Source organism: Sphingorhabdus sp. (assembly GCF_044239045.1).
Lineage (GTDB): Bacteria > Pseudomonadota > Alphaproteobacteria > Sphingomonadales > Sphingomonadaceae > Sphingorhabdus_B.
Genome location: NZ_JBIICD010000018.1, coordinates 1 through 19,224, shown reverse-complemented (window position 1 = coordinate 19,224; position 19,224 = coordinate 1). Strand labels below are relative to the sequence as shown.

General features: G+C 55.3%; 19 protein-coding genes and 1 tRNA gene. 9 read left to right on the top strand and 11 right to left on the bottom strand.

Features of this window, described 5'->3' with window-relative positions; genetic code table 11:
* Positions 1–8 precede the first annotated feature (8 nt).
* Positions 9–539: a YceD family protein gene (locus tag ACILP4_RS08100; RefSeq protein WP_395620227.1), complete on the bottom strand. Its 531-nt coding sequence runs from the start codon at positions 537–539 to the stop codon at positions 9–11.
* Positions 533–1,057: a ubiquinol-cytochrome C chaperone family protein gene (locus ACILP4_RS08095; protein WP_395620226.1), complete on the bottom strand. Its 525-nt coding sequence runs from the start codon at positions 1,055–1,057 to the stop codon at positions 533–535. The genes ACILP4_RS08100 and ACILP4_RS08095 overlap by 7 nt, the downstream gene beginning before the upstream one ends.
* A gap of 111 nt (positions 1,058–1,168) precedes the next feature.
* Between ACILP4_RS08095 and ACILP4_RS08090 the strand changes: the two genes are divergently transcribed.
* Entirely contained in the window at positions 1,169–1,642 is a 474-nt protein-coding gene (locus ACILP4_RS08090; RefSeq protein WP_395620225.1) for an outer membrane protein assembly factor BamE, read from the top strand.
* Between the two features lie 196 nt (positions 1,643–1,838).
* Here the strand turns inward: ACILP4_RS08090 and ACILP4_RS08085 are convergent, their stop codons facing one another.
* Complete coding sequence (locus ACILP4_RS08085; protein ID WP_395620224.1) at positions 1,839–4,100, bottom strand: NADP-dependent malic enzyme; 2,262 nt, start codon at positions 4,098–4,100, stop codon at positions 1,839–1,841.
* Between the two features lie 101 nt (positions 4,101–4,201).
* Here ACILP4_RS08085 and mutS point away from each other — a divergent pair, with 101 nt between their 5' ends.
* A complete protein-coding gene (gene mutS, locus ACILP4_RS08080) occupies positions 4,202–6,802 on the top strand; it encodes a DNA mismatch repair protein MutS (RefSeq protein ID WP_395620223.1) in 2,601 nt (866 codons plus the stop codon).
* Here mutS and ACILP4_RS08075 read toward each other — a convergent pair whose 3' ends face one another.
* Entirely contained in the window at positions 6,803–8,068 is a 1,266-nt protein-coding gene (locus ACILP4_RS08075; RefSeq protein WP_395620222.1) for a NupC/NupG family nucleoside CNT transporter, read from the bottom strand. It lies immediately after the preceding gene.
* 174 nt (positions 8,069–8,242) lie between these two features.
* On the opposite strand from ACILP4_RS08075, the gene ACILP4_RS08070 reads away from it, so the two are divergent.
* The 6 genes from ACILP4_RS08070 to ACILP4_RS08045 all read left to right on the top strand — a co-directional run bounded on the left by ACILP4_RS08070 (position 8,243) and on the right by ACILP4_RS08045 (position 12,395).
* Positions 8,243–8,926, top strand: coding sequence for a queuosine precursor transporter (locus tag ACILP4_RS08070; protein ID WP_395620221.1), 684 nt, complete (start codon positions 8,243–8,245; stop codon positions 8,924–8,926).
* On the top strand, positions 8,916–9,806 hold the full coding sequence (gene argB / locus ACILP4_RS08065) for an acetylglutamate kinase (RefSeq protein ID WP_395620220.1): 891 nt from the start codon (positions 8,916–8,918) through the stop codon (positions 9,804–9,806). The genes ACILP4_RS08070 and argB overlap by 11 nt, the downstream gene beginning before the upstream one ends.
* A gap of 82 nt (positions 9,807–9,888) precedes the next feature.
* The gene (locus tag ACILP4_RS08060; protein ID WP_395620219.1) at positions 9,889–10,191 is read left to right on the top strand and encodes a YggT family protein; all 303 of its coding nucleotides are present in this window, start codon (positions 9,889–9,891) and stop codon (positions 10,189–10,191) included.
* Entirely contained in the window at positions 10,188–11,084 is an 897-nt protein-coding gene (gene folD, locus ACILP4_RS08055) for a bifunctional methylenetetrahydrofolate dehydrogenase/methenyltetrahydrofolate cyclohydrolase FolD (RefSeq protein WP_395620218.1), read from the top strand. The genes ACILP4_RS08060 and folD overlap by 4 nt, the downstream gene beginning before the upstream one ends.
* A 4-nt stretch (positions 11,085–11,088) precedes the next feature.
* The gene (locus tag ACILP4_RS08050) at positions 11,089–11,775 is read left to right on the top strand and encodes a hypothetical protein (RefSeq protein WP_395620217.1); all 687 of its coding nucleotides are present in this window, start codon (positions 11,089–11,091) and stop codon (positions 11,773–11,775) included.
* Positions 11,772–12,395, top strand: coding sequence for a MarC family protein (locus tag ACILP4_RS08045; protein ID WP_395620216.1), 624 nt, complete (start codon positions 11,772–11,774; stop codon positions 12,393–12,395). The genes ACILP4_RS08050 and ACILP4_RS08045 overlap by 4 nt, the downstream gene beginning before the upstream one ends.
* 13 nt (positions 12,396–12,408) lie before the next feature.
* On the opposite strand, the gene ACILP4_RS08040 is transcribed toward ACILP4_RS08045, so the two are convergent.
* Together ACILP4_RS08040 and ACILP4_RS08035 are read right to left on the bottom strand one after the other, a co-directional pair.
* On the bottom strand, positions 12,409–13,026 hold the full coding sequence (locus ACILP4_RS08040) for an LON peptidase substrate-binding domain-containing protein (protein WP_395620255.1): 618 nt from the start codon (positions 13,024–13,026) through the stop codon (positions 12,409–12,411).
* The gene (locus ACILP4_RS08035; RefSeq protein ID WP_395620215.1) at positions 13,023–13,946 is read right to left on the bottom strand and encodes a tetratricopeptide repeat protein; all 924 of its coding nucleotides are present in this window, start codon (positions 13,944–13,946) and stop codon (positions 13,023–13,025) included. Before ACILP4_RS08035 ends, ACILP4_RS08040 begins: the two co-directional genes overlap by 4 nt.
* 170 nt (positions 13,947–14,116) lie before the next feature.
* On the opposite strand from ACILP4_RS08035, the gene ACILP4_RS08030 reads away from it, so the two are divergent.
* Positions 14,117–14,191, top strand: a tRNA-Gly gene (locus ACILP4_RS08030).
* Positions 14,192–14,702: 511 nt separating this feature from the next.
* On the opposite strand, the gene ACILP4_RS08025 is transcribed toward ACILP4_RS08030, so the two are convergent.
* From ACILP4_RS08025 to ACILP4_RS08005, 5 genes are all read right to left on the bottom strand, one after another.
* Positions 14,703–15,566 (bottom strand): class I SAM-dependent methyltransferase, encoded by an 864-nt coding sequence (locus tag ACILP4_RS08025; RefSeq protein WP_395620214.1) that lies wholly within the window; start codon positions 15,564–15,566, stop codon positions 14,703–14,705.
* Positions 15,567–15,693: 127 nt separating this feature from the next.
* Positions 15,694–16,692, bottom strand: coding sequence for a cytochrome d ubiquinol oxidase subunit II (gene cydB / locus ACILP4_RS08020; protein ID WP_395620213.1), 999 nt, complete (start codon positions 16,690–16,692; stop codon positions 15,694–15,696).
* Entirely contained in the window at positions 16,689–18,095 is a 1,407-nt protein-coding gene (locus ACILP4_RS08015) for a cytochrome ubiquinol oxidase subunit I (RefSeq protein ID WP_395620212.1), read from the bottom strand. Before ACILP4_RS08015 ends, cydB begins: the two co-directional genes overlap by 4 nt.
* 101 nt (positions 18,096–18,196) lie before the next feature.
* Positions 18,197–18,826, bottom strand: coding sequence for a peroxiredoxin (locus tag ACILP4_RS08010; RefSeq protein WP_395620211.1), 630 nt, complete (start codon positions 18,824–18,826; stop codon positions 18,197–18,199).
* A 76-nt stretch (positions 18,827–18,902) separates the two neighbouring features.
* Positions 18,903–19,224, bottom strand: a 322-nt coding sequence (locus tag ACILP4_RS08005) for a sodium-independent anion transporter (RefSeq protein ID WP_395620210.1), incomplete at its 5' end; no start/stop codon positions are given.

Here is a 19,224-nt window from a genome sequence, read left to right as displayed (position 1 = left end):
CGCACCCATCATTTTTTCGCCAACAAGTCCTTAAGGCCAGCCAACGCGCCTGTTGGAACGACTTCCTCCTCGCTCTTTACTCCAGCAGCCTTGAGCATTTTCTCCGCCTCCGGACTGCGCGGATAGGGGTTCAGCGCAAGGCCAAGCGATTGAGCTACGGCCTCGCCCAGATCAATGGTCTGGCCATCATGGAACATGGTGTCACAATCATCAGCTTCCAACTCAAGCTCCACTTCGCCGTGCGCCACAGGTTCGGGGATGAAACGGATATGTATTGCTTCGTCCATTTTGTCAGGAACAGGATCGTGCGAGGCAATGCAATATTGCGCAAGGTCCGCGGTGAAGCGGCCGGTTGCGACAACGTCTTCGGCATCATGCGTCAGTGAAATTTCCGCCTTTAGCGAATCCAGCGCAGCCAAATCAAAACGCACCATCAAGCCAGCGCGGGCCATCTCGTCTGCCGACAGTTGGATATTGCGGCTATGGCTGCCCACTTCAGACAGCTTGATGACATGGCTGAACTCATTTGTGGTCACCATTTGGCGTCGCCCTCCACCAAGTTATCTGGTGATTGTGCGCCCAGTGCACGTTCGACATCAAGCAAGCCCTGGCGTGTATGCGCAAGCGCCTCGGCCGATGGCGCGACGCTTCGGTAGAGGTTGCGAACCAAGGCATCGTCAAGAGCGCTGTGATCGCTCATAGCCGCCCGCAATGCGCCAAGCCGGCCACCGACAGCGCTCATAATCTGGCCAATATGCTTTCCGACAATCATGTCGCCAATGCCAACTTCGCGCAGCTGCCCGTCCATGTCATCGACAAAAACTTCCGTCAGCCGCGCCATATCCAAGGCGTGGGCTTTGCTGTCTTCAAGCCGCAAAAGCACGAGAGATAATATCGTCGCGACCATATCGAACCTGCCATCAAGACTGTCCGGGACTTGGCCCTCGATATACCAATGTGGTTCCCGTGCTTTGGCCACAATTTGGTTATACAATGGGACAAGCTTCATTTTAGGGTCAGGTTGCCCGTTGCCGAACAGTCGTTTCAATAATGTCATAACGGCCTTTTATCCTTACTCATCGGGCATTCATCTGGGATTGCATATTGATATTGCGCCTTAAGGATGCAATGGCAAAGGCCCAAGTTTAGTGGATTAGCGGAGAAGTCTATGCGCATGTCGCAAATTGCCGGTCTTGCATCATTGATTGCCGCATTGACTGTGTCCACAGGATGCACGCGGCTGCGCTCGCATCAAGGCTATATTGGTGATCAGACTTTGCTGAGTTCAGTTCAGCCGGGTGTCGATAATAAGGAATCGGTGCAGGCATCGCTTGGCCGTCCAACCTTTGTCGGCCAGTTTGACCAGAATGATTGGTATTATTATTCGCGTGACGCCAAGCAATTGGCGTTTTCGCAGCCAAAGGCTGACCAGCAATTTGTCCTAAAGGTTCGTTTCGACGCCGCAGGTAATGTCGCGTCAATCTCTCAAACGGGCACGGAATTGATTTCGAAGATTAGCCCTGAAGGCGACAAAACGCCGACATTGGGCCGGGAGACAAGTTTCTTTGAAGAAATTTTCGGTAATATCGGTGCCGTTGGCGCCGGCGGCGGTCAAGGCGCGACACCGAATAGTCCGAACTGAAAGTAATTTCGGTAAGGGGGCGTCACCATCCAACGGATGTTCCCGAATGACGTCGTCTTATAAAATCTTCCTCACCCTGAACTTGTTTCAGGGTCCATCTAGCAGTCGAGATTTTCGGTTTGTTAGGCGAGTTGGATGCTGAACCAAGTTCAGCATGACATTGTTGGGTATGTCTTTGTGCCTTTGTGCAAATGAGCTATTCGGCAATTCCAGCAGCCGCCAAGACCGCGAGCGTAACCAAATCACTCGTGCTTGATGCCATGGTTGCCACTTGCACTTGGCGCTCAATGCCCAGCAGCATCGGGCCAATGACCTGATCCCCGCCCAATTCGCGTAGCAACTTGGCCGAAAGGTTCGCTGATTGAAGCCCGGGCATGATTAGAACATTCGCGGGGCCAGATAAGCGGCAGAATGGGTAGTTTTTCATCAGCGCTGGGTTCAACGCAACATCCGGCGGCATGTCGCCTTCATATTCAAAATCGGGTCGACGGGCGTCCAATATGGCAACTGCATCACGGATGTTGTTGAGCCAGGTTCCTGCAGGATTGCCGAAGGTTGAAAAGGACAAAAACGCAACGCGCGGGACATGGCCCATGCGGCGGGCAACGCCAGCGGTCTTCTCGGCGATATGCGCGAGTTCCTCGGCGCTTGGACGCTCGTTGACGGTGGTATCGGCAATAAACACTGTGTGTGTTTTGCCCACCATGACGTGAACACCAAAAGGAACCGCATCCTTTTTCGGGTCAAGCACACGGCGCAGTTCGCGCAACGTTTGGCCAAAGGTGCGGGTGACGCCGGTGATCATTGCGTCTGCCTGATCCATTTGCAGGAGTAACGCGCCAAAGATATTACGGTCACGGTTGACCATCCGCTGTATATCACGGCGCAGATAGCCGCGGCGTTGCAAGCGACTATAGAGTCGGTCGACCATTTTATCGACGAGCGGGCTGGTGACGCTGTTGTGGATTTCATAATCATCGGGGTTGGCCCCCAATTCAATTAGCTTTTCCGTGACGCGAACATCGCGGCCAATCAGAACCGGAATACCATAGCCATCTTGTTTGAACTGGACGGCAGCGCGGACGACGACATCTTCTTCGGCTTCGGCAAAAATGACGCGCTTGCGTTTCGCGCGTGCCGCCTCATAAACTTGCGTGAGCGCGGATGTCGTCGGGTTCTGTCGCGCGCGCAGGCTGGCGCGATAGGCGTTCATATCCGCGATCGGTTTTTGCGCGACGCCCGAATCCATCGCGGCCTTGGCAACGGCGGAGGCAACGATTTCCATCAAGCGCGGGTCGAACGGCGACGGGATGATATAATCGCGGCCGAATTTATGCATGAGGCCGCCATAAGCCGCTGCCACTTCTTCGGGCACGGTTTCACGCGCCAATTGCGCCAGTGCATGTGCGGCGGCAATTTTCATCGGTTCATTGATGGTGGTCGCCCGCACATCCAAGGCGCCGCGGAACAAGAAGGGGAAGCACAGGACATTGTTGACCTGATTGGGGAAATCCGATCGGCCCGTCGCAATAATGGCGTCCGGCCGCGCGGCGCGTGCCACGGGTGGAGAGATTTCGGGGTCTGGGTTTGCCATCGCAAAGATGATCGGCTGATCCGCCATGGATTTCACCATATCGGCGCTTAACGCATTGGCCGCCGAAAGCCCCAGAAACACATCCGCGCCCACAATCGCTTCTGCGAGAGTGCGGGCCGTGGTTTTTGCGGCATGCGCGGATTTCCACTGATCCATGCCTTCGGTTCGGCCCTGATAAATGACGCCTGTCCGGTCGCACATGATGACATTATTGTGGGGTACGCCCATGCCCTTGATCAGCTCAGTGCAAGCAATCGCCGCAGCGCCGGCACCGTTGCAGACGACCTTAATATCTTTGAGCGACTTTCCGGTCAGCTCGCACGCGTTGATCAATCCTGCGGCGGCAATAATCGCCGTGCCATGTTGATCGTCATGAAAGACGGGGATGTTCATCCGCTCTTTCAATGTTTGTTCAATGATGAAGCAATCGGGCGCGGCAATATCTTCCAAATTGATGCCGCCAAAGGTCGGTTCCAACAATTCAACCGCGTCAATGAAGCGCTGCGCATCTTGGGTATTCACTTCGATGTCGATGGAGTCGACGTCGGCGAAGCGTTTGAACAAGACCGCCTTGCCCTCCATCACTGGCTTTGATGCCAAGGCACCCAAATTGCCCATCCCGAGAATAGCGGTGCCATTAGAAATGACGGCGACCAAATTGCCTTTGGCGGTGTAATCATAAGCGGCTGCAGGATTATCATAAATGGCCTGCACTGGCACAGCGACGCCGGGCGAATATGCAAGGCTCAAGTCGCGCTGAGTCGCCATCGGCTTGGTCGCCACGATTTCGATTTTACCAGGGCGCCCCTGCGCATGAAAATCCAACGCTTCCTGCGGGGTAATTTGGACATCGCTATCGTTCATTCTTGTCCCTGACCATTTATCATCAATTAATCAGCCCTAACGCGCTGCTGACGCAAGGGCAAGCATTGCCCCGCCCGACTGGCTTCGCTAACACATTGTTTATGGCGGGAGACAACACACCGACACCGATGATGGTGCAATATATGGGCCTAAAGGCCAAAGCGGGTGATTGTCTGCTGTTTTACCGCATGGGTGATTTCTTCGAATTATTCTTTGACGATGCACGCGCGGCGGCAGCGACGCTGGATATCGCTTTAACCTCGCGCGGCGAACATGATGGCCAACCAATCCCCATGTGCGGTGTGCCTGTTCATGCGGCCGAAGGTTATTTAGCGCGGTTGATTAAGGCGGGGCATCGCGTCGCGATTGCCGAGCAAACCGAGACCCCCGAGGCGGCTAAGGCGCGTGGAGGAAAAACGCTGGTCACGCGGGACATTGTGCGCTTTGTGACCGCAGGGACGCTGACCGAAGACAGTCTGCTGGATAGCTGGGCATCCAACATGCTCGTGGCAGTGGCGCAGGTCGGAGAGTTTTTTGGGATAGCCGCCGCTGATATTTCGACGGGCTATTTTGAGTTGGTAACGGTGACGGGTGACGCGCTTGAGGCGGAGTTGGCGCGGCTTTCCGCCAGCGAGTTGGTTGTGCCTGACGGTTTCACAGAAATGCCGGGCGCCATCACGCGGCCACGGGCTGATTTTGACAGCATTGTTGGCGCCGATCTGTTGCGGCAGCATTTTGCGATCAACACGCTTGATAGTATTGGCCCCGTCACGCGTGCGGAGCAGGCGGCGGCCGGCGGCCTGATTTCCTATCTCGCGCATGCCGGACAGGGCAAGATGCCGTTTTTAAAGCTCCCCGTCCGCCGCGAGGTGCATGAACATCTTTTGATTGATCAGGCCACGCGCGACAGTCTGGAGATCAACAGTGCCAGCAAAGGCGGGCGCGCAGGGTCTTTGCTCGCCGAGGTTGATCGGACTATTACGGGCGCCGGCGCGCGGCAACTGGCGTCTGACCTTGCCGCGCCCTTGATGGATAAAGCGAAGATTGAAGCGCGTCTGTCACTGGTGCAATGGTTCCATGACGCACCATTAACCCGCGATGCGGTGCGTGCGGCATTGCGGCAACTGCCGGATATTGCACGCGCACTCGGCCGCGTTGTCGCGGGGCGGGGAAGCCCGCGCGACTTGGGGCAGATACGCGACGGGTTGGATGCGGCGCGGGCCTTGCGTGAGCGTCTGGGCGCAATGGCGGACCGGCCAGAACTGCTGAATCAGCTTTTGCCCGCATTGGATGGCCATGGCCATATGGTGGATCTGCTGGCGCGCGCTTTGGTGGCGTCGCCGCCCACCGACACGACGCAAGGCGGCTATATCGCCGAGGGCTATGACGCCGCGCTGGATATGCTGCGGGTGGCAGGGCGCGACGGACGTCAAGCGATCGCGCAGTTGGAAGCCCGGTATCGCGATGCTACGGGTATATCCGCGCTAAAAATAAGGCACAATGCCGTTCTGGGCTATTTTGTTGAGGTGCCTGCTAAGCATGGCGATGCGCTGATGGCTCCCGGGACAGGCTTCACCCATCGGCAAACGATGGCGGGCGCAGTGCGGTTCAATTCGCCGGAATTGCATGAAGAAGCAGTCCGCATCACGCAAGCTGGAGGTCATGCGCTGGCGGCTGAGGCGGCGCATTTGGAAGAGCTGATTGCGCTGATTTTATCCCGCCGCGATGCCATTGCCATAAGCGCGGATGCCTTGGCGCGCATTGACGTTGCCGCCGCGCTCGCCGAACGCGCAGCGGAGAGCAATTGGTGCCACCCAGTTTTTGCGGCGCATCCTTGTCTTGAGATACAAGGTGGCCGCCATCCCGTCGTCGAAAGCGCGTTGGCAAAGTCAGGCGACCGTTTCATCGCCAACGACTGCACTTTGTCGCCTGAAAAGCGGTTATGGCTCGTCAGCGGTCCTAACATGGGCGGAAAATCTACCTTTTTACGGCAGAATGCGTTGATTGTTTTACTGGCGCAGGCGGGCAGCTATGTCCCTGCGACCTCGGCGCGGTTGGGCCTTGTCGACCGATTGTTCAGCCGCGTTGGTGCGTCGGACAATTTGGCCCGAGGGCGGTCAACCTTCATGGTCGAAATGGTCGAAACCGCGGCCATTCTTGCGCAAGCGACTGAACGCAGCTTCGTAATATTGGATGAAGTTGGGCGCGGCACATCGACCTATGACGGCCTTGCCATTGCTTGGGCAGTGGTGGAGGGCATTCACGAAACCAACCGCTGCCGCTGCCTGTTCGCAACGCATTATCATGAACTGACACGGTTGGCGGACAGCCTTGATGCGCTGTCGCTGCACCATGTTCGCGCAAAAGAATATAAAGGCGATCTGGTGCTGTTGCATGAGCTTACCGATGGCCCCGCCGACCGCAGCTATGGCATTGCGGTGGCAAAGCTTGCCGGCCTTCCGCCGCAAGTTGTGGCGCGCGCCAGTGCAGTGCTTGCCAAGCTTGAAAAAGGTCGCGCAGAAACCGGCGGCCTTGCCGCAGGGCTGGGCGACTTGCCCTTGTTCAGCGCCGCTATCGACGCCGCCGAGGCAAAGGTTGACGCCTTGCGTGAGAAGCTGACCGATCTCGACATCGATGCGCTAAGCCCACGCGCGGCGCTGGACCTCTTATATGAACTTAAGCGCGCGGCTGGGGAAAGCTGATTAGGCCAGCGACAGAAACAGTCCTGCCAGCGCAGCACTCATCAGGTTCGACAACGACCCTGCGGCAAGTGCTTTGATACCCAGCTTTGCAATCATGGGACGTTGATTGGGCGCAAGGCTTCCGGTGACGGCCATCTGGATCGCGATGGAACTGAAATTGGCAAATCCGCACAGGGCGAAGGTGGCGATTCCGACGGTCGGTGCGGACAGGCCCTTCAGTGCGCCTAAGTCGATAAAGGCCACAAATTCATTCAGGACGACCTTGGTACCAAATAATCCGCCAGCCTGAATGGCCTCATGCCATGGCACGCCAAGCAAGAACATGATTGGCGCAAAGACATAGCCGACAATCTGCTGAAAACTTAATCCTGGCAGGCCGAACCAGCCGCCAATGCCGCTTAATATGCCGTTTGCCAATGCTACCAACGCAACGAAGGCAAGAACCATGGCACCTACAGCGACCGCCAGCTTGACGCCGGTTTGCGCACCTTGGGCCGCGGCCATGATGATGTTGGCAGGTTTTTCTTCTCCATCATCATGCGTCATTTCCGGTTCCTCATTGGGATGCGGGTTGGACAATGCGGGGTCGCCCTCGGCCAAAACAGCTGGCGGGACATCGGGCATCATGATTTTGGCCATCAATATGCCGCCGGGGGCAGACATGAAGGCTGCAGCGAGCAGATAATCAATGCGGATACCCATCGAGGCATAAGCGGCAAGAATAGTGCCAGCAACGCCCGCCATGCCAACGGTCATAACGCAGAATAATTGTTCCGGCTTCAGTCCGGCGAGATAAGGCCGAATTACCAATGGCGATTCCGACTGGCCAACGAAAATATTGGCGGCAGCGCACAGGCTTTCCACTTTGGAGATGCCCGTAATTTTTTGTAACCCGCCACCAATCCAGCGGATCACATATTGCATGATGCCGAGATAATAGAGGATCGAAATTAACGACGCGAAAAAGATGATGACGGGCAAGGCGGCAATCGCAAAGCTGTTACCGCCGATTTCGGGAGAGGCCAACGGACCAAAAATGAACTGGGTGCCTTTGGCTGAATAGCCAAGCAAATTGGAAACGCCAGTGGAAGCCGCATTCAGCGCAACCTTGCCCCATGATGTGTACAATACCAACGCCGCAAGACTTGCCTGCAGAGCAAAAGCCGCACCGACCACACGGAACTTGATCGCGCGACGGTTGGACGACAGCAAAACCGCAATCGCCAAAATGACGATCATGCCCGCGATGCTCATTAAAATCTGCATGTATAACTTCCCCGAAAACCGTCACCCTAGATTTCGTTTCAGGACCTTATTCCGAGCCCTGTAAGAATTAAGGCGCTGAAAAATGTCCAGCGCGACGGCATTTTATGTTTCCCGGGACAACCTAGCGCCATCGTTAGTCTTGCGCCAATAAAATTAGACGCTAGTCAGTTTTGGATGACTAAACAGACCACATTACGCGCGACCGAGGGAGGCATCCCGAAATCGCTTTTCATGTTTTCAATCATTTATGGCGGCATGGTGTGCATTGCTGGCGTGCTTGGAAATAAACAAGTTTCTTTAGGGCCGTTGGCGGTAGAGGCAGGCATCTTTCCGTTTCTTTTGCTGGTCATCCTTTCCAGCGCGGTGGCGGCCTTACACGGCAAGATGATCGCGGACCGATTGGTCAAATACGGCTTCATTCCATTGATCGCGTCGATATTGCTCGCGTTGCTGGTCCTTTCATTGCCCCCGTCACCGAAGATGGACGACAAATATCTCGATGCGTTCAACACCATGATGGGGCAGACGCCGCGTATCTGGGTCGCAGGTATTGTTGCTTATGGCGTATCGCAAATGCTCAACGTCTATCTGTTCGATCGCTTGAAAAACACCGTTGGCAAATATGTCGCGTTGCGCGGCGCCATTGCTGCGGTACTATCGCAGATCATTGATACCTTATTGTTTGTCAGCATTGCCTTTTACGGTGTGTTTCCGATCACGGACCTGCTGTTCGGCCAAATGCTGGCGAAGGTCGTGCTGAGCATGATCATGGTGCCATTGCTCATCACTTTCTTCGTCAGCTACGGCCATAGGCTGGATGGCACGGACCCCAAGGCAGTTGGTGCGCATGACGATTGATCCCGCCAATTTGGCAAAAGCCGAAACGCTAACCGAAGCGCTTCCTTATCTGCAGCGTTATGCGGGCAAAACTTTCGTCGTCAAATATGGCGGGCATGCGATGGGTGATGCCGGCCTAGCGCGGGACTTTGCGGACGATGTGGTGTTGTTAAAGGCTGTCGGCATAAACCCTGTTGTCGTGCATGGCGGCGGACCGCAAATTGGTGCAATGCTTAAGAAATTGGGTGTCGAGAGCGAATTTGTTGACGGCCTTCGTGTCACCGATGCTGAAACCGCGAAGATTGCGGAGATGGTCCTATCGGGGGCGATTAACAAGGAACTGGTTGGCTGGATTAACGCCGCTGGTGGCAAGGCGCTTGGCATATCAGGCAAGGATGGCGGATTCGTTACCGCCACCAAAGTGCAGCGCACGCACAAAGACCCTGACAGTCATATCGAACGCAACATCGATCTGGGTTTTGTCGGCGAACCCACCAATGTTGACCGCAGCATCATTGATACGATTAGTGCGGCCGGCATGATCCCTGTCATCGCGCCAATTGGCGTTGGTGCAGATGGCCATACCTATAACATCAACGCCGACACGATGGCGGGCGCAGTCGCAAGCGCGCTAGGTGCGTCGCGGCTTTTCCTTTTGACCGATGTGGCAGGCGTATTGAACAAGTCGGGCGAGTTGCTAACCGACCTTGACCCTGCCGCGATTGCCGAACTGCAAAATGATGGCACGATCAGCGGCGGGATGATCCCTAAAATCCAAACATGCGTCGATGCGGTGCAATCAGGTGTGGATGCGGCGGTTATTCTGGATGGCCGCACTAGCCATGCCATGCTGATCGAAATGTTCACCGTAAAGGGCGCAGGAACCCTGATTCACAAGTAAATAGCGTCGTGCACTGTTTTGGGCAGTTGATACAGCGCGCTGCCTCGGCTAATCGCTTTGATACATCTTTCCGGAGAATTGCATGCTTCTCGCACTTATTTCCATAATTGGATATTTGATGACGATATTGTCCACCGTCGTCATCGTTCAATTCATCCTGAGCTTGCTGATTTCGTTTAACGTCGTCAGCCTGTCGAACAACATTGTCGCCTCCATCTGGCAGGCGCTTTCGGTCATACTGGATCCGTTTCTGAAGCCTATCCGCAAAATCATGCCTGATACCGGCATGATCGATTTCTCGCCGATGGTATTATTGATCGCTCTGCGCATATTGCAAATGCTGTTGGTGGGTGTGGCCAATGATATTTCTGCGGCGGGCATGTGAGCAACGGAGTTATCATTGATGGCAAGGCATTTGCCGCCCAATTGCGTCAGCGCGTGGCCGCTGCCGTTGAAAGCTTTATTGCATTAACGGCGCGTAAACCCGGCCTTGCCGTTGTGCTGGTGGGTGAAGATCCCGCCAGCCAAGTTTATGTGGGGTCCAAAAAGAAAGCGACAGTCGAAGCGGGCATGAACAGCTTCGAACATCGCTTGCCGGCGTCGGTGTCGCAAGGCGAACTCATCGCGCTTGTTGAAACGCTCAACGCGGATGCCGCGGTTGACGGCATATTGGTGCAATTGCCTTTGCCGCCGCATATGGATGATAAAGCTGTGATTGCCGCGATTGATCCGGGCAAGGATGTCGATGGCTTTCATGTCGTCAATGCGGGGCGGCTCGCGGTAGGTGAAGAGGCGTTTGTCCCCTGCACGCCGCTTGGCTGCTTAATGCTGTTGAAGGATCATATGGGCGATTTGTCCGGCAAAAATGCCGTGGTCATTGGGCGGTCGAACATTGTCGGTAAGCCGATGGCCCAATTGCTGTTGGCTGAAAATTGCACCGTGACTATCGCGCATAGCAGAACGCAGGATTTGCCAGATGTTGTGCGCCGCGCAGACATCGTTGTGGCGGCCGTTGGTCGCGCGGAGATGGTAACCGGCGATTGGCTGAAACCCGGAGCAGTGGTGATTGATGTTGGTATCAATCGCTTGGAGCCGGAGGCAGGCCAAAGCAAAGGTCGCTTGGTTGGTGACGTTGCCTATGTCGACGCGTTACGCCACGCAGGTGCCATAACACCCGTTCCAGGCGGGGTCGGGCCTATGACCATTGCATGCCTGCTGCGCAATACATTGGTGGCCGCGCACCGCCGTGCAGGAGTTGCCGCACCAGAAGGAATTTAACGCGATGAAAGCATTTCCTGTCCTTCTAGCTGCAGCAGCACTGTCGGCTTGTGCGGCGTCACCGAGCCGCGAATTCTATGAGTTTCAGCCTAAAATTGCCAACCCAAGCGCGATTATCGCGGCAAATATTGGCTTTAATCAGCTTGCCCAACAAAAGGGGCAATGGACCGCTTTCCGTGAAACCGCTGGCAAGGATGCCGTGCTTTTTGTGCCGCAACCCGCACTTGCGCTGGAATGGCTGAAGGGCAAGTCAGACCCGACCGCCCCGGCAAAATGGCAACCACATAAGGCGATCATGTCCTGCGATGGAAAAACGGGCGTAAAGACGGGCGCGTGGGAGAGACCGGATGGCGCGGTCGGCTATTTCACTACCGTCTGGCAATATGTTGAGAAAAATGCGCGCGGTGACGGTGACTGGAAATGGGTGCTGCATCATGAAGACACCCTGACATCGCCACGTGCGCCGAATGAGATGATTGAGACAAAGGTAGCCAGTTGCAAAGGGGCGGCGTCTGCAACGCTTGCTACCTCATCCGAGGACATTGTCGCAAAGACCGGCTTCGCCCGCGATCAATCCTTGAGCTACAGATATATCGTCCAAGCCAATGGTGCGCGGACAGTCCAGGTTACATTGTGGAACGGTGCAACAAGCGAGACTGTCATCATGGATGAGGTTGCATCGCCATCATGATCGAATTGTTCCTTTCGGCCTTCATCACCTTTTTTGTCGTGATCGACCCGCCGGGTTGTGCACCGATTTACGCGAGCTTAACCAAGGGCGCCAATGCGGCGCAGCGCCGCAATATGGCATTGCGCGCCGTCATGGTTGCATCAGGCATATTGCTGGTCTTTGCTTTGTTCGGCGAACAATTGCTGGGCGCGTTGCATATCGAATTGAACAGCTTCCGGATCGCAGGCGGCATCATGCTGTTCCTAATCGCCATCGACATGGTTTTTGAAAAGCGGACGGAACGGCGGGAGGAGCGTGCGCAGAAAATCATCGACACGCCCGAAATCGAGGATGTCTCCGTCTTTCCGATGGCCATGCCAATGATCGCAGGGCCAGGGTCCATTGCTTCGGTCATGCTGCTCATGTCGCAAAACACTGGCATTGACCGGGCTAGTGTCATTTTGGCGGCACTGGGAACCGTGCTTGTCCTGACCTTATTGGCGCTGCTTGCCGCTGGCCCCATCATGCGCGTTCTGGGTGCCAATGCCGAAGCCGTGATCACGCGATTGTTGGGTGTGCTGCTCGCCGCATTGGCCGCGCAATTTGTCATCGACGGTGTGCGGGCGAGTTTTCTGGGCTAGGTCCTGACCCTAATTATTGCAGCGTCACGCGGTCGTCGGAACCGTCATGGCGTCCGAAAAACTGCATCAATTGCACAATAGTGTCTGCACGGTCGGATAGCCCGCGCGCTTCCAGCAAGGCTTGCTTTGCGGCAAAATCAAATGGGGCAATTTGGGCAATGGCATTGACCAGAGAATAATCGTCCAGCTGCGACACCGCGGCCCAATCGACGTTATACCCTTGCGATTCGGCAAAGCGGCGCGATTCAATTTCCATCGACGCCCGCTCGGCGAGCGAAAGCGTTTCGCCCATTTCATCTTCAACCCATAAATCGGCCTCAACTTGCCGAAAGCTTGTGGTGACATCCAACTCCCTGATGACCGAAAAGCGCTGCACGCCCTCTAGGATGATATTGTATCGGCCATCGTCCATCGCCTCTACATCCTGAATCCGCGCGAGACAGCCAACATTGAACAAGGGTGGTTGGTTACCCTGCCCCTTGGGTTGTATCATCCCGATCTTGCGGTCACGGGCCAGCGAATCGCTCACCAAATCGCGATAGCGCGGCTCAAAAATATGCAGCGGCAATTGCATGCTTGGAAAAATGATCGCGCCAGTTAGCGGGAAAATTGAAATCCGTTGCGTGGTCATCCGAACAGGATCGCTGATAGTTTTCGGCGTGTCGCTGCTACCCATGGGTCTTCCAATCCAATTAATGCAAATATTTCTAGGAGCCGCGCCTTGGCTGCGCCGTCATTCCATTCGCGGTCTGTCGCAATGATATGCAACAACGCCTCAGCGGACCCGTCACGGTCGCCTGCTGCAATCAAAGCGTTGGCAAGTTCCATGCGCATAGCATGGTCATCTGGTGACGCCGCAACGGCGGCCTGTAACCGCGCCAATTCTTCTGGCGGAACGGCTGCGGCTGCAATGCTCAATACCGATCCCGCCTTTTCCAACGCTGGGTCGGCACGCAGTTCATCGCTGAGGCTATCAAAAACAGCCTGTGCCTCGTCCTGACGTCCCAATTCGGTCAATGCACGGATTAGCCCCGACAAAGCGGCGGGATGTTCCGGCAATGCCGAAAGCACCTCTGCAAACAGGGCATAAGCTTGCTCTGTACTGTCTTGGGCCAGAAGCATCTCAGCCTCTTCTATAAGTGGCCCTAATTGCGTGGCGGGGTCGGCAACGGCGTCTCCAGCGGTAATCGGCAGTTTCTCCAACAATTGGTCAAGCATTTGCCGCAATTGCGGCTCCGTGCGTGCCGGCGTCATGTCTGCAACGGGCTGCCCCTGAAATATGGCGTAAACCGTTGGAATGGAGCGCACCTGAAATTGGGAGGCGATAAACTTATTCTCGTCGACATTGACCTTGGCCAGCACCACGCCGCGATCGGCATATTCGGCCGCAACCTTTTCCAATATGGGCGTCAGTTGCTTGCACGGTCCGCACCATTCAGCCCAGAAATCGAGTATCACCAAATGCTCCATCGACGGCGCGACAACGTCGGTCCGGAATTGCTCAACAGCTTTTTGTTCGTCGGTGGTCAGGCCCATCGTCGCCAAGGTCATTCTCCATTCTTCAGGATTCGTTTCACACTCTATGTGGGCAAAGCGATGGCTTTCACAAGACAGGCTTTACCCTCTTTTCGTAAAAAGGCGGCATTTGGGGCTTGCGGGGGGATATACCCCATGCTAACGGCGCGCCTCACCCGTCAGGATTTCAATGCCTGACCGCCAGAGCGGGCGTAGCTCAGGGGTAGAGCACAACCTTGCCAAGGTTGGGGTCGAGGGTTCGAATCCCTTCGCCCGCTCCAATGTTTTCAATGACTTAGGTGATACCGCCTTTGCTGCTCAAAGCGGGCTTGCAGCCTGCTTTTTAATCAGCGTTCTGATTAGAACGCCCGCGTAAAAATCTTGGAAATTCAGTGTTTAAGTCGGCCTTGGATGGGGCATTGCCGGTTAATGCGATTTGCACTGCGCTCATCTTTGTGTTCGGCTCGCTCCTAAAAACGGATGAGCGACGATCATCCGTAACGCTTTGGGACCGGTCCGTGCAATACCAAACCCCACAAAAGTCACATTTGCCCAGGAACAGCCGTTGGCGTCGAACACCGTTCGCCGGCGTTCCAATTGGAACAGGCTATTTTGACGGACAGCCTAATCGGTCCTCGTCCTTGATCAGGTGTCATAGCAACTTTGGGGTCCCTCAAAACACTCGGCAATTCTCGCGAGCATACCGGCCGTTGCAACGAACACGCTTCACTTTCAAAACAAGCCGTTCAATCCGGTTGGCGAAAGCATCGCTTCAGATAAAAAGGATCATAGTTAAGCAGTCGCCGACACGAGCCAAGCCTTACCCTTCATCATCACGCCTTCCCCGGCTACATAATGCTTCTGGAATAGTTCGACCAAATCCGTTTCAGCTGTCGCTCGAACATCTGCACCTTGTTCCGCTAGCACGCGCCCAACCGCCATTGAAGACAGTACAAAAGACACCGCATCGTGAGGTGCGGCATCTGCACCACCAATCGGCTGAAGTCCCTCGTAGGGGATCACGTTCACGCCCGAAAAACCGCCGCTCACGAGTATTTCGTTCAGATAGTCAAGGTCTTCAAACGCGAATGGGCCGGGCGCGCGGGGAACCGCTGGGGGTATATCGACATAGCGGCGGACGATCCCCATCATTTCCATCATCCACAAATTGTCGCGTGGTGGGCCCCATACCGCCAGATCAATCCGCGCACCTGGACGCAGCAGACTATGCAAATTTGCAAAGGCCTTATGCGGTTCGGGAAAAAACATACTGCCAAAGCGCGAAAAGAGCCTGTCAAATGGCGCATCTTCGAGCTGGACTGTGGCTCCATCAGCGCAGATAAACCGAATGTTGGTAACTCCAGCGTCTTTGGCACGCCGCAGAGATGCGGTCGTCAAGTCAGGTGAAATGTCGATGCCGACAACTTCGCCCGAAGGCGCAATGGCCTTTGCTATGGCAATTGTCGTCCCGCCGCCACCGCAGCCGATATCAAGCACACGCGCGCCGGGTTTAAAATCTGCTTGTTTCAAAAGAGCTTCGCCAATGGGGGCGATCATGCCTTCAAAACGTGCGAGATTGGCAAGCCATTTGGCTCCCATTTCTCCGGCCCAATCTTCGCCCTTCAATGCTTCCGGGCCATTGTTGATCTCGGTCATTTTTGCGCCTCTCCCTATTCAAACTTTTAGAGCAATACCCATCGTATGATACCGCCAACAATCGCCAGAGCGCCAACGCTCAGCAGCCAAATTCCAAAGAACCAACCCAATTGTTTGGCCCGTGACATCAATGATATCCGTCGTGACCGACTTTGCCGCGGAACACCCAATAGGACCATGCGGTGTAGGCGACGATGATCGGGACCATGATGGACGCGCCGATCAACATGAAGACTTGGCTGCGATGTGGTGCTGCTGCTTCCCAGATGGTTACCCGCGCGGGGATGACATTGGGCCAAATCGAAATGCCAAGGCCAATTAGGCACAAGCCGAATAATGCGAGTGCCCAGAAGAACGGCTGCGCGTCTTTGGTCTGACGGAGGCTGCGGTAGAAGAGGAATGTTACGGCGATGGTAGCAATTGGCACTGTGGCCGTTGCCAGGACGCCCGGATAGCTTAGCCAACGCAGATAATATTGCGCCTCAAGCGTCAGGGTGGCGAGGCTGATCACGCCGATCATTATCAGTAAGCTGATGCCCAGCCGCCCGGCATAGGTGACCGCCTGACGTTGCAATGCCCCTTCGGTTTTCCAGTTTAGCCAGCATGCGCCCAAAAGCGCATATCCGACAACAAGCCCAAAGCCCGTCAAAATGCTAAATGGCGACAACCATTCCCACCATCCGCCGGCATAAGCGCGGCCTTCAACGGTAATGCCTTGAAGCAAGGCACCCAAGGCCACGCCTTGCGCAAAGGTGGCAATGAACGAGCCAAGCGTGAATGCACGATCCCATAGTTCGCGATGTGCCGGATCACGCCACCGAAATTCGAACGCAACGCCGCGAAATACTAGGCCAAGCAACATCGCGATCATCGGCGCATAGAGTGCAGGAAGGATGATTGAATAAGCAAGTGGGAAGGCAGCGAGCAAACCGCCGACGCCCATCACCAGCCATGTTTCGTTTCCATCCCAAACCGGTGCTATACTGTTCATCGCGGTATCGCGATCCTTCCCCACTTTGAAAAAAGGAAACAACATACCTATGCCAAGATCGAAGCCGTCCATGACGACATAGGCAATGATCGCAAAGCCGATGATGCAGGCCCAAATGACTGTCAGGTCGATCATGTCGCAGCCCCCTCCAACACCGCCGGTGCAGGCGTAATACCCGCGCTTCGGATAGGGGCACCATCAAGCGCGCTTTCATGTGCCTCTGGTGCTTTCTTCATCAAACGCAGCAAATACCAAATGCCCATGCCGAACACTGCGAAATACACGACGACAAAAGCGAGAAGCGAGAAAGCGACGGCGGGTGCATCCAATGGCGACGCACTATCAACGGTGCGCAGCACGCCATAGATCGTGAAGGGTTGCCGTCCAACTTCGGTCACTACCCAGCCGGCAAGCACCGCAATGAAGCCAGACGGGCCCATCACCAATGCTGCCTTATGGAGCCACGACCATTCATATAGCCGCTTTCTCGACCGTGCGAGCAGGCTCCACATGCCGATGGCTACCATCGCCATGCCGAGACCGACCATGATCCGGAATGCCCAGAAGACAATGCCCACGGGCGGCTCGTCCGCGTCGGGGATGGTGTCAAGGCCAGCGAGCGGCGCATTCAGGTCATGCTTGAGGATTAACGACGAAGCTTTGGGAATTTCGATGGCGTAATCGACCCTGCGTTCTTTGCTGTTGGGAATGCCAAACAATATAAGCGGCGCACCGTCTGGATGGCTTTGATAATGCCCCTCCATTGCCATGACTTTGGCCGGTTGATGCTCCAACGTGTTAATGCCGTGAAAGTCGCCCGCAACGACCTGAAGAGGCGCGACGATCGCTGCCATCCACATCGCCATCGAGAACATCTTACGTGCACCCGGGTTGGCCTTGTCTTTGAGCAAATGCCATGCTCCGACGGCCCCCACGGCAAAAGCGGTGGTCAGATAGGCCGCCAATAATGTGTGGACGAGGCGGTAGGGGAAGCTTGGGTTGAAGACGATCGTCCACCAGCTGTCGCCGGGCATGAACTGCCCATTTGCGGCGATCTCGTAACCCACCGGCGTCTGCATCCAGCTGTTCACCGACAATATCCAAAAGGCGGAAATGAAGGTGCCGACAGCCACGGCCAGCGTTGCGATAAAGTGTAGCTTGCGTCCGACCTTGTTGATACCGAATAGCATGACGCCAAGGAAACCGGCCTCCAAGAAGAATGCTGTTAGGACTTCATAGGCCATCAACGGCCCAATGACCGGCCCTGCCTTGTCAGAAAACACCGACCAGTTGGTGCCGAACTGGTATGACATGACGATGCCCGACACGACGCCCATCGCAAAGACCACCGCGAAGATTTTCAGCCAATAGCGGTAGAGATTCTCATAAACGCCCTTGCCGGTCTTAAGCCACAGCCCCTCCAGCACAGCGAGAAAACTTGCCAGCCCGATTGAAAATGCCGGGAACAGAAAATGGAAGCTTACGGTAAACGCAAATTGTATGCGGGCGAGAATAATTGCCCATTCCTGCTCAATCATGACAATTCTCAATCGGTTGATAAGTAACTATAATGGGATGTTTTTTTTGGCACCGGGCAATCGCGACAGGGCAATTGACCGGTGCAAGGTTAAACTAGTGGTTAGTCAAGTTTGGTTGTCCGTAGATATGGACGCAATGTTGTCCAGCCTTGCGGGAACAATGTCGCAGCTTCGTCGTCTTTGATCGACGGCGGGATAATGACATCCTTGCCAACTTCCCAATCGGCCGGAGTGGCGATCCGAAACTTGTCGCCAGTCTGTAGCGCATCGATAACGCGCAATATCTCTGCAAAATTGCGGCCAACGCTCATTGGATAAGTCATCGTCAGACGGATTTTCTTGTCGGGATCGATGATGAATACCGAACGCACCGCGGCGGTTTCGCTCTGTTGCGGATGGATCATGTCGTACATGCGCGCAATCGACAGATCGGCATCGGCAAGGATCGGGAATTTGAGGTCGGTATGCTGGGTGTCATTGACGTCATCGATCCACTTAAGATGCTCTTCCGCTGTATCGGTTGAAAGGCCAAGTGGCTTGGTATTGCGCTTTTCAAACTCGCTAGCGAGCTGAGCCGTGCGCCCCATTTCCGTGGTGCAAACAGGCGTGAAATCTGCCGGATGGCTGAAGAAGAATACCCAGCTGTTGCCAGCCCATTCGTGGAAGCTGATCGGGCCATTTTGCGTTTCAGTATGAAAGTCGGGGGCGATATCGCCGATGTGAAGAGTCATAATATTACCTTTCGGAGGATCGCACTACCAGACTGGCCAAGCCGGACATGCGAAGGGAGAAGGACGCGCGGCTTGTTCATATCAAACCCCGCGCAGCCATAGTGTCGGGGGTATTCGGCGCATTGTCGTCGCAGTCCGATGTGCGGATCAGCGACTGGAACGCCTCGTTTTGTGATAGCCAGACTTTGCCGGTTAAATCATGAAGCAAATGCGACTTTTCGAGTGCGTCCATTACTGGGCCTTTGACCTCAGAGAGATGCAACTGGACGCTGCCATCGGCCAACCGGTGGTTGATCGCTTCGATGCTTTCGAGCGCCGACGCGTCGACAGCGTTTATTGCCGAACACATCAGGATAAGGTGGCGCAGTTCGGAACGTTCGGCGACCTGTTCCAGCACG